We start from the raw sequence: 14,810 nt of genomic DNA, 5'->3' as shown, positions 1-14,810 counted from the left end.
GTCCTGTCTAAAACCTCAACAGGCCCTAGAGCTGGTACACAAGCCAGTTTTACATGAAGAATGCTTGTCAGCCTGTCTGAGATAAACTGATACTATCCCCTCTCCCCCAACACTCTTAATAAATGCAATGAACCCCACACAACCTATCTCAGTTGCCCAACAAAAAAGTGAACTAAGAAAACACTTGCGCCAGATCCGCAGAAGCCTTACACCTGCTCAACAGCAGGCTGCCAGCCAGCGTCTTTTAAATACCCTTCTTACCCTGCCTGCTTACCAGAACAGCCAGCATGTTGCCGTCTATATTGCAGCCGATGGGGAAATAGACACCCGACATTTTGTAGAAGATGCATGGAGGAAAGGTAAGAACATCTATTTGCCTGTTGTTGATCCACAAGGAAGCAAAACTCTGACATTCCTTCCCTGGCAGGAAGATACGGTCATGATCAATAACAAGTACGGCATTCCTGAGCCAGATAGCAGTCTGTATCAAACACGTCTAGCCAGTGGTCTTGATCTGGTGCTATTACCACTCACAGGTTTTGATGAAGCAGGAAAGCGCATGGGGATGGGCGGTGGTTACTATGACCGTACATTTGCATTTGTGAGCGGTAAAGAGAAAAAAGCCCCCCAACCGCAACTGATAGGGCTGGCTCACGAGTGTCAGAAAGCAGGCAACATCCCTTCCGAAAGTTGGGATATTCCCCTTACAGGTGTCGCAACAGACCAGCGTTTTTACGCCAGCCTAACGACCGATTCAAACTGATTGTTATTATTCAGCTCTCAGCCCAGCATCTGGGCTGTGGCCGTCGAAAAAATCCCAAGAGCAAATACGGCCATCATGATATGGAGTGGGTCAACTTTAGACATGCCAAATAAATCCAGATAAAACGTCCTGGCATCCTGCTCTTTTTTAACCGTCCCTGAGCGTTTATGCATCGAAATACACAAAAGCACTTTTGTTAAGTGTCAGATAGCATGCCACAAAACCTGAGAGCGTCAACAAGAAACCACATATTTAACACTACACAGTGTGACCCAACACAAACTTTTTTTGGGTACTTACCCCAAAAAGAGTTTGTAGGCACTGTTATGGCTTTCCTCCCAGTAGTGGTAACCAATATCTTCCAGAAATTCAGGGATTTCACTTCGCTCCTCCTGGGGTACCTGAATTCCTACAATGACACGTCCATAGGCCGCACCATGGTTACGATAGTGGAACATAGAGATATTCCACCGTGTACCGACACGGTTCAGAAAGTTCAACAGGGCACCCGGGCGTTCTGGAAACTCAAAGCGGTAAACCACTTCATCATTCACACTGGGGGCATGGCCACCCACCATATAACGCACGTGGAGTTTAGCCACTTCGTTATCGGTCAGATCATCCACAGCATACCCGGCGTCAGAAAGGTCCTGAACTAAACGACCACGCCCTTCTGTATCCGCGTGCATTTGCACGCCCACAAAAATGCTCGCTTCCCTATCATCAAAGTAACGGTAATTGAATTCCGTGATATTGCGCTTGCCAATTTTTTCACAGAAGCGGCGGAAACTTCCAGGGTGTTCGGGAATCGTTACACCGAGAATAGCTTCACGCCCTTCCCCCACTTCGGCCCGTTCAGAGATATAACGCAGCCTGTCAAAATTCACGTTGGCACCACTGGCTATGGTGACAAGAGTTTTGCCTTGTAACTTTTCCCGCTCGACATACTTTTTCATACCAGCCGTTGCCAGTGCACCGGAGGTTTCAGTTACAGAGCGCGTGTCGTCAAACAAATCCTTCACGGCAGCGCAGATTTCATCCGCACTGACGGTAACCACTTCATCCACGCACTCTTTACAGACACGGAATGTTTCTTCGCCAATCTGGGCAACCGCCACACCATCGGCAAACAAGCCAACCTGCGGCAATACCACGCGTTCACCGGCATCCATAGCGGCTTTCAGGCAGGCGGACTCTTCATACTCCACGCCAATCACAAGAGCATCCGGGCGCAGGTACTTTACATACGCCGCAACACCAGCAATCAGACCACCACCGCCAACGGGAACAAACACTGCATCCAGATCACCGGTCTGCTGACGTAAGATTTCCATACCGATAGTGCCCTGACCCGCGATGGTGTCCACGTCATCATAAGGATGAATAAAGCTCAGACCTTCGCTTTCCACCAGGCTCAGCGCATGGGCCAGAGACTCCGGGAAGCTGTCGCCATGAAGCACAACCTCACCACCTCGGGAACGCACACCTTTCACCTTGATATCCGGCGTTGTGGTAGGCATCACGATCACAGCGCGAATGCCCAGCTTATGAGCAGAAAGCGCCACACCCTGTGCGTGGTTACCTGCTGATGCGCACACTACGCCCCGGCTGCGAGTTTCTTCAGAGAGCTGCACAATATTGTTGTAGGCACCGCGAATCTTGAAGGAAAATACCGGCTGCAAATCTTCCCGCTTCACAAGAATATTGTTATTGAGCCGTTCACTGAGAAAAGGAGCAGGATGCAGAGGCGTCTCTACGGCAACATCGTAAACACGGGCTTCGAGGATCTTCCTGATGTACTGATTAGGCATAATCGACCGCAGTGACTCTTGTAATTAGCTTTGTTCGCTTGGAGTATAATTGTACGTAATGGTGAAGATTCTGCCCAATCTCTTTCGATCTTTCTCAAGGATTCCGTATAATTCTGCCTTCGCCCACTCACCAGGATCACAATTCATGTCCCAGGATGAACTCAAACAAGCTGTTGCTCAGGCTGCTTTGGATTACATTCTTCCCCATCTTGAAGACGATATGATTATCGGAATCGGTACCGGCTCCACGGCCAACTTCTTCATTGATGCTCTGGCGAAAGTGAAAGACCGCTTTGAGGGGACCGTGGCCAGTTCCGAAGCCAGTGTCGAACGTCTGAAGAGCCACGGCATTCCTGTGTATGACCTGAACAGCATCTCCGAATTGCGCTTCTATATTGATGGTGCAGACGAAAGCAACGACAACCTGCATCTGATCAAAGGTGGCGGTGCAGCCCTGACCCGCGAAAAGATTGTGGCTGCCGTAGCAGAGGAGTTCATCTGCATCGCCGACGAATCCAAAATGGTTGATGTGTTGGGCCGCTTCCCCCTGCCCGTGGAAGTCGTTCCCATGGCACGCAGCTACGTAGCCCGTGAACTGGTACGTCTGGGGGGTGACCCGGCCTACCGTGAAGGCGTAGTCACAGACAATGGCAACGTCATTCTGGATGTGTGGAATATGTCTATTACTGACCCTGTTGCTATGGAAACTGCGATTAACCAGATTACCGGTGTTGTAACCAACGGTTTGTTTGCCAGCCGCCCCGCCAATGTTCTGCTGCTGGGCACCAAAGATGGCGTGAAAACTATCAAGTAAAGGTGCAGATATAAATTCAGCCTGATGCTGTCGGAGTCAATGCTTTCTGCGGAGAGTTCCGGCAGCACCAGCCATGATACTGCCTGATGGAGCCACTTGCCATGTGTGATGATGAACTATAGGAGTGACATTCAAGCGACTGGCTTCTCGGGTTCTTTTGCTGGATGACCAGAGCATTTCTAAAGCGAAAGGATGTGGCAGTATGGGGGGTAACTTAACAGCAGGCTCGCTCTCCTCTGAAGACGACTCAGTTAACCATTGATTTACGTGCTTTAAGATCCACTCGCTATGATCTGGGTTTTCAAAGTGATAGAAGGCACCGAGTGTGGCCTTTCCCCAAGACAACAATGTGCCGCCGAGAACGACTCCTTGAAACACTCCAGGCGTATCATGCAACCCCAATCTGGAATACAGCCATGAAATACCGATAGGTATAGCAACGACAAAAGCTATCTGACGTGCCCAATAAGCTCCCTGCCTCAACTTACTCGCTTCACAGCACTGTAAACGCCCATTCGAGATTGTTCTTGTCCCATAGAGCATACTTCTGTCTCCCACTGCACTTTTCACGGTTTCAGTAAACATTCCTCCAAACATGCTGAGCCGGTGGAGCCAGCTGTCTATGTGCACTTTTTCTGTGAAAAATATCCGCTCAGGCAAGGCAAAGCGGCGAGTGGGGGTGTCGCTGAAGGTGTTCTTGTAACGCGCATCTAACACTTCACCAAGATCAATCAGGTCATTGAGACTGTAAAGCATATGAATCGTTGAATCGAACTGGTATTGCCCTGCCTCCTCATTCTTTTCATAAACCAGAAACTCGATACTCAGGTGGTCATACCAGGCTGCCTCTGGGTTTATTTGTACCAACGCATATTGCCCTTCATAGCGGCATCGGAATCTATCGTCATGACTGCTGAGCTCTTTGCGTTCAGGAATCGGGAAATGGGCCCGATCCAGTATTTTATAAGTTTTTTCGGCATGAATACTCAAGGCCCATGCTTTCGCTATTGATCGGCCCACACTATAGAAAAAGCGTAAGCTTTCATCGCTAATGAAGAGTTCGCTTGGTTTATTTCTGCTGCTCATTTGGGATACCTGGCTATGAAAAGGACTGAGCCCAGCCTGTGTATGCTCAGTCGCAGCAGTATTCTTTGCCTGTTCAAGTATACAATTCACAAAGCTTGAGGATGAGGATGGAAGTGCCTGCAACTGTTCTGTGGTGGTTGTTCCATCTCTATCTTCAAAGGGTATCAATCTAAACTCATCGATCATCGAAGAGGGAAGCTGGCTCAGATAGTCACTACGCTCACTTTGATAATTTGTACCGTTTTCTGAAGCACTTACAGGTAGAGGTGTGTGCGCTGCCACAGTCACAGGCAAATAAATGCCATTTATATATAGCTGCAACTTTGAAGCCGCAAGCACTTCACTGGAAAAGCTTGAATGGATGACAAACAAGCATACGGCTACAAAGAAAGAATACCGACCAGACAACAACCGCAGCACCATATATTCCTTTTTACTGTGACGATCAAAAGTAGATGCTTACAGTGATAACTGCCACAAACAGCCTCCTCATGTTGGAAAGGCGCTATCAATGTCTATCTTCCCCACCTGTCAGTCTCAGAAAAATTCCTGTATAAACTGACCTGAACGGAATAATGATTCCCATACAACACCAAAAACAACGATAAAAACTACAACATAAAATAAGAGAACAGATCGAATGACACACACATTGCGCACAGCACTGGCAAGCGCCTCTATTGCTTTCGCCATGCTGACCGGGGGCGTTCAAGCGGCTGATACCATCAAGATTGGTCTGGCGGGTCCTGTCACAGGCCCTGTTGCCCAGTATGGTGACATGCAGTTTATCGGCGCCAAAGCAGCCATTGAGCAAATCAATATGGCCGGTGGTGTGAACGGCAAGAAGCTGGAAGGTGTCGTTTACGATGATGCCTGTGACCCCAAACAGGCCGTAGCTGTTGCCAACAAAATCGTAAACGACGGCATCCAGTATGTTGTCGGTCACCTCTGTTCATCCAGCACACAGCCAGCGTCTGATATCTATGAAGACGAAGGTATTCTGATGATTACCGCCGCATCCACCAGCCCGGACATCACTACCCGCGGTTACAGTCTGATTTTCCGTACCATTGGTCTGGACAGTATGCAGGGCCCGACAGCTGCCCGTTATATTCTTGATACAGTGAAACCTGAAAATGTAGCCATCATTCACGACAAGCAGCAGTATGGTGAGGGCCTGGCCACATCTGTACGTGACGAACTGAAAAAAGCCGGCACCAGCATTGCGCTCTTTGAAGGCGTGACGGCAGGCGACAAGGATTTTTCAGCTCTGATCGCCAAACTGCAGAGAGAGAACGTAGACTTCGTTTACTACGGTGGCTACCACCCGGAGCTGGGGCTGATTCTGCGTCAAAGTGCTGAGAAAGGCTTGAAGGCCCAATTCATGGGCCCTGAAGGGGTAGGCAACAAGGACATCTCTACCATCGCTGGCGCTGCGTCTGAAGGTTTACTGGTGACTCTGCCTAAGAGTTTCGATCAGGATCCTGCCAACAAGAAGCTGGTTGAGTACATTTCCGGCAAGGGTGAAGATGCCTCTGGCCCCTTCGTGTTCCCAGCTTACTCCGCCGTTCAGGTTATGGCTGATGCCATCAAGATAAGTGGCAACGATCCTGAGAAAGTCGCCACAGCTCTGCGCAGCAATAGCTTTAAAACTCCAACAGGAGAGCTGGCCTTTGACGCCAAAGGTGACCTGAAAGACTTCAGTTTTGTGGTTTACAAGTGGTATCAGGATGGTACCAAAACGCCATTAAACTAATGGCCCAATGCCGACCTGCCAACAAGCCTAAACTCACCCATTAAAGTAGCTGAGAATCTTGGTCACTTCCTTGATTCTCAGCTCAAAACTCTTCTTGCTCGCACGCTCGTGAATCGTGTGATCTCCATCCCCAAACGGCCCCCAGCCATCCAGAGTCGCAACACCAGACTCTGATGCGGTGTTAGCATCACTCACCCCACCACGTTTCTCAACGGGAACGCTATAACCAAGCAGATCTTCGATAGTCGACAGCAGATGTTGCTGTGCCGGAGTATTTTCCATGACATCACGCTGCAGGCCACCGCTCAGTGTTGCTGTTACACCCTCAATAAAGGTTGTGGCAACAATATCGTCAATGGCTCCCAGCACACGTTCCCGCTCGCTGGCACAGGTGAAACGGAATTCGATAACCAGACGCGCCTCGGGTGAAATGGTATTGGCACCGATACCACCGTTGATCTGCCCCACATTCACGGTGGTGCCTTTTTCCAGACACGTGAGTTCCGTCAGCGCAATCAGCATATGGGCAGCAGCAAGGTTGGCATTGCAACCATCGCTATAACAATTGCCTGCATGGGCCGCTTTGCCCTTGAGATCAACGAATAGCGTAGCAATGCCTTTACGGGAGATAACCACCTCGTTGTTCAGACCCGCCGCTTCGAATACCAGACATGCGTCGTAATCTTTGGCCAGCCTGGCAGTGAGGAATTTACTGTCGTCACTGCCTGTCTCTTCATCGCTGACCAGCAGCATGTCGATATTGCTCAGCTCCCCCTGTTGCTCATGGATTTTACGCAAGGCGCTCAGAGCCACATAGTTGCCCCCCTTCATATCACACACGCCCGGCCCGTAAATCCATTCATCATCTTCACGGAAGTCTGTGAAGGTGCCTTCCGGAAAAACAGTATCCAGATGACCTAACAGCAAAATTTTTTGCCCCGGTACAGACTGGGAACGAAAGTACAGGTGATCACCGATATGTTCTCGCGTATGGCGCTCGACTTGATATCCAAGGTCTTCCATCCACTTGCTGAATATTTGACCATTTTTATCAACCCCGGCCTTATTTCGAGTATGAGAATTCACCTCAATAATTGATGCAAGCTCTTTAAAGTCCATGGCTATTACTTCTTCTTGGGCGTCGTATTTGCGATGAATTTACCACAAGACTCTTTAAAGAAAATGTCTATCTGTGTTTCGTTGTGTTTGAAATATGACTTAAGTCAAAACTTCGTAAGTAGATACAAAAATCACTATCAACAAACCACACGCATAAGAGTATATTCCCTCGCGAAACAGATGGATCAACGCACAAAGCACTATTCAGCTGCGCATCTTCCGTACGGATTTCCATACAAAACACTACTGCCATAACCCAGCGGTTAATTGCCAAAAGTTATAGGAATTGCATCATGCCCAAGCACACAGTTGGTCTTTGGTTATATCAAAATGGCGGTGGAGATGTTATCCAGCAAAAGCTAATTGATAAACTGAAAGAAAGGGAAATAGCGGTTATCACAGGCTTAAACCTGGGAAATGCGCTTGCTCACAAAGGCTCGATTGTTTGCAACGGCATCGCAATGGAAGAGCTCGACCTGTTCTTTACGTATAACGCAGGCCAACAAACCCAGTATCAAATGTATCTTTACGAAATGCTGGATCGCTTTATCCCCATCATTAACAACTATCATTCCTTTGCGTTAACCGAAGATAAATTTAAAACCACTCATCTTCTTCAGCGCCATGGCATCAATACGCCAGATTACTGCCTCTGCCGCCACAACAACCTGGATGCCCTGCGCACCAGCATGAACGACTGGGGTGGCCGTGCCGTGTACAAGCCTACCGATGGCTGGGGCGGTGCAGGCATTGTACGCCTGGAAGATGAAAGTGCGCTGGACATGCTGCAACCATTTATTAACAAAATTGACATTCAGCACTTCTTTGTTGAACGTTTTGTGAAAAATGACCATACCGATTACCGCATTGATATTGTTGATGGTGAAATGGTGGGCTGCTACGGCCGTCAAGCTCCAAAGGACGACTGGAGAACCAACATCACCAGCGGCGGGCACGTGATTAACCGTGAGCCTAACGACGCAGTTGTAGAACTGGCTAAAAAAGCAGCAAAAGTGACAGGTTTGGAAATTGCGGGCGTTGATTTGATTTATGACCGTGAGCACGAAGAGTACGTGGTACTGGAAGTGAACGGCATTCCTGCTTTTGCAACACCGGATCAAGAAGCCCTGGGCATCGACTTCAATGATCTGAAGATTCAGAAAATCGTTGAGCTGATTGAACGTAAGCTCACGGTCAACAAATTGGTTAATTTTGATATGAAAACTGTTCAGAAGGAATCCTTCCATGCCAGTTAATAAGAACACCCTGCCGAAAATCGGCCTGCTTTATCTTGATCATGTTCTTCGCTTCTTCGATAAGTCCAACTTCAAAGGCTGGCCGAACAAAATCGAAACCGTTGTTTACCACTGGGGTAACGACAAGGACCGCTTCATCAAGGAAGTGCGCCAGAAGAAAATCGACGTTCTGATCGGCAACATTCCGGCAACCGCTTACGAGACATTCCGTGAGATTGCCCGCGAGCTGCCAGAAGTACAGTTCATGCCCTCTCTGGACACCCAGTTCTCCAACAAATCTAAGGAGAACGTGACTCACTTCTGTGAGAAGTACAACCTGCCGGTTCCCAAAACCCGCATTTTCTACGATCGCAGAAAGGGTAAGCGTTTCCTGAACAACGCCACCTACCCGAAAATCATCAAACGTTCCTACGGCCCGTCCAACTACGGCGGCTACTACGTGCACAAAGTGGACAGCCCGGAAGAAGCTCTGGAGCTGATCGACAAGAAGAAGTACTACCCCATCTACGTGCAGGACTTCGTGCCCATGAAAGCCGATATCCGCGTGATGCTGGTTGGTCACAAGCCTGTGTGCGCGTTCTGGCGTCGTCCTCCTGAAGGTGAGTGGCTCACTAACACTTCCCAGGGCGGCAGCATGGATTACAGCAACGTGCCTGCAGAAGCACTGGAAATTGCCGTGCGCGCATCCAAGGCGGCAAACGCTGAATTCTGGGCCTGCGATGTGGCCGTTAGCTACGACGATGAGTACACCATCCTTGAGTGTGCCACCGCCTTCGCTGCCTTCCCTTACATCCGTGACTGGATTGGCCAGTACCTGATGTGGAAGCTGTCCAAGGGTCAGATGCCTTGCCCGCACATTCCTATGTACAACTGGGAAGAGCTGGGCAAAATGTCCTCTTCTGTGCTGCGTACCATGCGTCACATCCACTTCTCACGGTACACCAGCTACTCCACAGACACAGGGGAAACCTTCACCCGTATGGGCGAGGACAACTATCCCATCGTGAACACCCGCACCACCCACGAAGAAGAATGGCCCAGCGAAGTGTGGAACTTCCAGGATAACTATCCTCGTACTGAGTCCATCGCTGCACCAACCGACAACCTGAAGGTGATGCAGGCACAAGACCTTGGTCTGGAAGAAGCGGCTCCTGTTCAAGAACAGGAATAAACACCAAATCCGGTACTTAAATAAGAACAAAAGGGGGCAATAAGCCCCCTATCTTCATGAATAACAACAATTTTTAAGATCTGCCCTTGGGAAATGCTCTGCGAACAGGTAGGGTTTACGACAAGTGTTGCCTTTACATCTGACAGATTCTTCAAAATTCCAAAAGTCAGGGGCCTATGAAACAACAATATATTTCCTATCAGGAAACCATCGACTTTCTCCAGCACGCCATGGGCGAGCACCCAAACCTGATTCGCCTTCAAAATATTGGTGATACCTGGGAAGGGCGGCCCATCATGCTGGTGACGATTTCTCAGGATGTGGCGTTTGCCGATGAAAAACCTGCCATGCTGTATACGGGTACTATTCATGCCCGGGAGTGGATCGGCATTGAGCTGGCAACCAAGTTCATTCGCTATATCATTGAAAACTACAAAACCAATCCGCGCCTGCTTAAGGCACTCACCCGCAACACCTTGTATATGGTGCCCTGCCTGAACCCGGATGGCTTTGAATATTCCCGTGAGCACTTCTCCTTCTGGCGGAAAAATCGCCGGGATAACGGTGATGGCACCTTCGGCGTAGACCTGAACCGCAACTTCGCCGTGCGCTTTAGAAAGAGTTCCGACACAAGCTCTGTTGTGTACGGCGGCCCAGCCCCGTTCTCGGAGCCAGAAACCCTGGCTATTAAGAACTTTGTGGATAGCCACCCCAACATTGCCGTGGCACTGGATTACCACTCTCAAGGCAATGTGTTCTTCCCCGCCCATAAATTCAACCACGAGGAAGAGATTGAAGGTACCGACCTGAATATGCTCTGCGCCAATATGGCGGAAGAGATTCGCAAGGTGACTGGCCGTCAGTATGGTATCCACCGGGGTAAACCACCATTCAACCTGATACACGGCAGTGGACGGGAGTATTACTACAACAAGGGCATTCTCTCTACCGTTGTGGAAGTGGGTACCCGGAATATTCCCGATTATCTGATCAATATGTCCCAGAGTGTGGATGAGAATATTCCGGCACTGTTGTATGCGCTGGAAAACACCATTAACTATTCACGCCTCGCTCCCGAGCGCCCCTCGTCTCTGAAAACCGGGCAAATACTGGCGAACTCCGTGGTATTAAACTGGGAACATGAGAGCAATGTGGATATTTACTTTGAGGTGTATCGCAACACGGCACCCAAACAGCCCTGCACGGCAGAAAACCGTATCGCCATGACCGGCAATAAAACGTTCACCGACGTGCAACTCAAAAGCGGCCAGCGCTATTACTACACCGTGCGTGCCGTCGATCGTATTACTGGTATCCGCTCTCCGTTCACGCCACTTTTAAAGGTGAGAACCCAGCTGGATAACGACGAGTTTCTCTTCACCCTGTTCCCGACCCGTAACAATGTGGGTTACGTGGGCGAAAAAACGCTGGCACGCAACAGCGAGCACTTCGGCCACAACTCCCTGTTTGTCGGTATCAATGAGAAAAAAGGCTGCTGCTATGGCGTAATCGCCTACCAGCTCAACAACCTGCCTTCCGATGCCATTATCAAGAAAGCAGCCTTCTCCCTTTACCCCATGAACAGGGTGAATGCGAAGATCGAAGACTACGGCGAGTGGTCTGTTTCCATACTGGACAGTGGTGCGATAACGGATTTAAATAGCTACGAGCAGATTGCCTCCGCTCCCGTTATTCAGACTCTTGGGGATGCGATTGAGTCTGACAGACTGACCCAGGGCATCTGGACAGACTGGCACTTCACCGCCGTAGAAAGACGCCTGCTCCAGCAGGAAATAACTCAGCGTGGTCGCCTGATTCTACGTATAGAAGGGCCGGAGGAACTGCCCTTAGGGCACGATTCCCAGATGATGCAGTTCGATATTGGCTACGGACGCTTTGGTGGCGGCATTCACTATCGCCCCAATCTGCAGCTGATTTACACCCGTACCAAGCAACAGCTTTTTATGGAGCCATCCCATATCCACACCATCAACAGGGAAACCGCTATGCCCGGTACCCTGAAGTCCGGGTTTGATGCCAATGGCGATAAGGTTTATGGGCACATTGAGTTCGCCCTCAATAAACTGCCACCTCCGGAAAAAACGGTGGTCACCTCAGCCTACATTCGCCTGCGGGCCAAGAACCAGCTGAAAACCCGCAAGGATATTCGCTTCACCATAGAGCTGGCCAAGCTGGCGGAGCTGGATTACGAGAGCGTCAGAAACAGAAAGCAGATTGAATACCTCGGCTACGAAATCAGCAATGCCCAGCTGAGGGATAACCCCAGCCACCACTTTGCTTTCGACACCTACAGCCTGAGTATTCTTGAGGAGCTACATGAAAAGCAGCAATCCATCTATCTGGTTGTGCGCCCGACAACACCTTCTCAGGCCCGCAATGCTCTGATCGACTGGCACGGCGACGGGGATGCCTGGCAAGCAGAGCTGGTGCTGGAATATATTGAACGACGGAAAAAGCCTGTCCCCCAACCCACAGACCTTCAGGTGTCGGTAGAAAAGAAGCGGGTGAAGCTCACCTGGCTAAAACCAGACGACCCTGATCTGGTAGGCTGCTATGTGGTGCGTAACCGTTTCCGTCCCCCCTGCTCTCCACTGGATGGTGTAAAGCTGTACGCGGGGCAGGACGAGTACACTTACGACGATTTTGGCAACCCTAACATCCCCAAGTATTACTCTGTGTTCAGCTACGACGATGTGCCCAACTACTCTGCGCCCACAACCATGAGGTTTAGTGTGGATGAAGCGATTCCAGTGGTGGACGATGAAAACTATGAAACCCAAGAAGAAGAGGAGCATCGTTTGAGCGGTTTGGAGCGTAAAGACCTCAGTGTTGAACCAATAGACTAAAACGCCATTCAACAAGGCCTTCACAAACGAAGCCCCCGATTTTGAATACAAAATCGGGGGCTTCGTTTGTTTTGCATTTCTCGGCCGTGAGAAGATAGCTGCACGACACACAAGGAACAGGGTTTTATTGACTATGTAAGTTATGGCTTAATCTATATGCCATTTGCAAATATTGAGTGAAATCACATCATTTGCAGAAATTGATTATCTTTTTCCAGCCAGTGCTCGTCATAAACAAGGTTATGATTGCGCTCCACATCTCCCTCAGACTCTGACAACATTTCAAGAAAGTAATTAAATCCGCTTTCAGAATTCACGCTCTCAATAAACATACCTCGTAATACAACATCAGAAGCTCTGGGAATTTTTACCTGATCTTTTTCCCAACGGGCAACAGTCTGGCTATCAACATCCAGATAACGACCTAATAGTTTTTGAGAGAGATTCATATTCACCCTTAAAAAGCGAATCTCATTGCCGTTCAGAGGTGCTTTCTTCTCCGCTACAATTTTACCTATAGCCTGATGGAGTTCAGGTACGTTATCGAAGCTAACATATTCTTCATCGTCGATGACTTTCACATGAAAACCACTGACAAGGAATATGTTATTCAAGCCGCTTTCTTTGTAATGGTACATAACACCTCCCTCTATGGTACTCATATCCTCTCCAGCGGCCACCCCTCGCATATTAAACTTCCAACTCCCGCTAGCAGTTGGGTGTGGGGGTTCTGAAAAAATACTGTTCGTTGATGATAAAATATTCAGTATCTGAGTATTACTGATTTTTCTTTCCTGCATTCGCTGCCTTACATGCTTGGAAAAGAAAATACGACCTGTATAGTTCTTGGCGAGATCCTGAATAATTTTCCTCGCCGCCCGCTCTGTCAGTGGGAACTCATATACGCCTTCAGGTTTCACCAGCCCCACTCACCTATCATAATGATAGGTAGAGTATCCTAGACAGCAATACATGGGTCAAGGTTCAATCTATACAAATTCGCTATATAACACTGAGCCGAAAGCGCCACAAAAGAGCCCAGACTTACTTTAAGTTCCACCATACTGTGCAAGGGGATAAGGGCGCAGTATTCCCGGCCATGGTGGCCGTAGAGAATAGCAACATCGTAGCTCGATTACGGCATAAAACAGTTGCTGTAGGCATTCGTCACAGGCCGCCAGGCGCTGCTTGGATGTGTCGCTAAATGAGTGCATGTGTTCTGGGGTGTTATTTATTTTTTGAGGGAGTGAAACCGGGCCGCCGAAGGGCGGAAACAACCCTGCACTACCAACCAACATATAAGGAACAAACAATAAAAAAAACCCGATCCGGGAGGAACAGGGTTGTATTAACTATGGAAATTATGGCTTAATTTTAACCGAGGGATACTGGTCGGTAGAAAAAGCTGGCCTTGTCTCCATTGCTGTCATGCTTGTCAGGCTTGCTAGTAGAAGATGAGGTGTCCTTGCCAAAGCTCTCAAAGAAAGCCTTGCCAAGCTTCTCAGCTAGCTCTTTACTTGGGCTAGTCTCTTCGGTGTCAAACCCAAATGCATCCTGTGGCTTCATTTCTCTATCTTCTTGTTTCTTTTCGGAAAAATCACGCCTAAACGTAGCCATCATGCACCTCCGAGGCTTCTTTCAAAGTAGTGATGATTCAGTTCTGACTTAAAGTAATGTTTACGCTTAATCCAGATAAAACCATCACCTTTCGTTATAACAGCAACATCCGAAGGACCGCCCACTGTCTCTGAATCGGTGGACATTCTACGCTTAACTGATGTCAAGTTTATAAGGGATTCTGCGAGTTTCGCAAGCTCATCCTTTGGTAAAAATGTTACAGCATTGACAATTGGACTTGAGTTTTTGGCCTTTAGTTCCCTCTGGAAGTTTTGTGCCATATCTCTTGCTGCATCCGCCCCATACTCTTCTAATGCTCGTACAAGACGCTCCGTCAATTCCGAGCCGGCTTCTTCTTTCTCAAGCAGCTCCCTAACTTTTAGAGGATAAGAACCAGCAATATACTTGATCAATTCATCCACAGCATTTGTATAATCAGGATGAACTCCATTCATAAAGGTTTCGATAACATCACTTTGGGCAAACGGTATAACCGTAGCCGTATTATGCAAATCTATACGTAACTATTCAGCCCCCAGCAAAGGAGCGT

12 protein-coding genes are annotated in these 14,810 nt (G+C 48.8%); 6 read left to right on the top strand and 6 right to left on the bottom strand.

The genetic code is table 11. From position 1 onward, the window contains the following. Window positions 1-127 precede the first annotated feature (127 nt). Window positions 128-763 carry a 5-formyltetrahydrofolate cyclo-ligase gene (locus E1189_RS07100; protein WP_155159336.1) on the top strand — a complete coding sequence of 212 codons (636 nt, stop codon included), beginning with the start codon at window positions 128-130 and terminating at the stop codon, window positions 761-763. Window positions 764-1,059: 296 nt separating this feature from the next. Here the strand turns inward: E1189_RS07100 and ilvA are convergent, their stop codons facing one another. Next, on the bottom strand, window positions 1,060-2,574 hold the full coding sequence (gene ilvA / locus E1189_RS07095) for a threonine ammonia-lyase, biosynthetic (protein WP_155159335.1): 1,515 nt from the start codon (window positions 2,572-2,574) through the stop codon (window positions 1,060-1,062). 145 nt (window positions 2,575-2,719) lie between these two features. On the opposite strand from ilvA, the gene rpiA reads away from it, so the two are divergent. Next, entirely contained in the window at window positions 2,720-3,388 is a 669-nt protein-coding gene (gene rpiA, locus E1189_RS07090; protein ID WP_155159334.1) for a ribose-5-phosphate isomerase RpiA, read from the top strand. 36 nt (window positions 3,389-3,424) lie between these two features. Here rpiA and E1189_RS07085 read toward each other — a convergent pair whose 3' ends face one another. Next, window positions 3,425-4,897, bottom strand: coding sequence for a hypothetical protein (locus E1189_RS07085; RefSeq protein WP_155159333.1), 1,473 nt, complete (start codon window positions 4,895-4,897; stop codon window positions 3,425-3,427). Between the two features lie 217 nt (window positions 4,898-5,114). Here E1189_RS07085 and E1189_RS07080 point away from each other — a divergent pair, with 217 nt between their 5' ends. Further along, the gene (locus tag E1189_RS07080) at window positions 5,115-6,230 is read left to right on the top strand and encodes a branched-chain amino acid ABC transporter substrate-binding protein (protein ID WP_155159332.1); all 1,116 of its coding nucleotides are present in this window, start codon (window positions 5,115-5,117) and stop codon (window positions 6,228-6,230) included. Between the two features lie 33 nt (window positions 6,231-6,263). Here the strand turns inward: E1189_RS07080 and E1189_RS07075 are convergent, their stop codons facing one another. Beyond that, the gene (locus tag E1189_RS07075; RefSeq protein WP_155159331.1) at window positions 6,264-7,349 is read right to left on the bottom strand and encodes a M20 family metallopeptidase; all 1,086 of its coding nucleotides are present in this window, start codon (window positions 7,347-7,349) and stop codon (window positions 6,264-6,266) included. A gap of 293 nt (window positions 7,350-7,642) precedes the next feature. Here E1189_RS07075 and E1189_RS07070 point away from each other — a divergent pair, with 293 nt between their 5' ends. From E1189_RS07070 to E1189_RS07060, 3 genes are all read left to right on the top strand, one after another. Then, window positions 7,643-8,605: an ATP-grasp domain-containing protein gene (locus E1189_RS07070; RefSeq protein WP_155159330.1), complete on the top strand. Its 963-nt coding sequence runs from the start codon at window positions 7,643-7,645 to the stop codon at window positions 8,603-8,605. Continuing rightward, window positions 8,595-9,776 (top strand): ATP-grasp domain-containing protein, encoded by a 1,182-nt coding sequence (locus E1189_RS07065; protein WP_155159329.1) that lies wholly within the window; start codon window positions 8,595-8,597, stop codon window positions 9,774-9,776. Before E1189_RS07070 ends, E1189_RS07065 begins: the two co-directional genes overlap by 11 nt. A 176-nt stretch (window positions 9,777-9,952) precedes the next feature. Further along, window positions 9,953-12,643 (top strand): M14 family zinc carboxypeptidase, encoded by a 2,691-nt coding sequence (locus E1189_RS07060; protein WP_155159328.1) that lies wholly within the window; start codon window positions 9,953-9,955, stop codon window positions 12,641-12,643. 182 nt (window positions 12,644-12,825) lie between these two features. Here E1189_RS07060 and E1189_RS25320 read toward each other — a convergent pair whose 3' ends face one another. From E1189_RS25320 to E1189_RS07040, 3 genes are all read right to left on the bottom strand, one after another. After that, on the bottom strand, window positions 12,826-13,572 hold the full coding sequence (locus E1189_RS25320; protein ID WP_329601931.1) for a DUF4258 domain-containing protein: 747 nt from the start codon (window positions 13,570-13,572) through the stop codon (window positions 12,826-12,828). A 445-nt stretch (window positions 13,573-14,017) separates the two neighbouring features. Further along, on the bottom strand, window positions 14,018-14,263 hold the full coding sequence (locus E1189_RS07045; protein WP_155159327.1) for a hypothetical protein: 246 nt from the start codon (window positions 14,261-14,263) through the stop codon (window positions 14,018-14,020). Next, window positions 14,260-14,772 (bottom strand): hypothetical protein, encoded by a 513-nt coding sequence (locus E1189_RS07040; RefSeq protein ID WP_155159326.1) that lies wholly within the window; start codon window positions 14,770-14,772, stop codon window positions 14,260-14,262. The genes E1189_RS07045 and E1189_RS07040 overlap by 4 nt, the downstream gene beginning before the upstream one ends. Window positions 14,773-14,810: the final 38 nt, after the last annotated feature.

The organism is Parendozoicomonas verongulae, from assembly GCF_009711465.1.
Lineage (GTDB): Bacteria > Pseudomonadota > Gammaproteobacteria > Pseudomonadales > Endozoicomonadaceae > Sansalvadorimonas > Sansalvadorimonas verongulae.
This window is presented reverse-complemented; position numbering and strand designations above follow the sequence as displayed.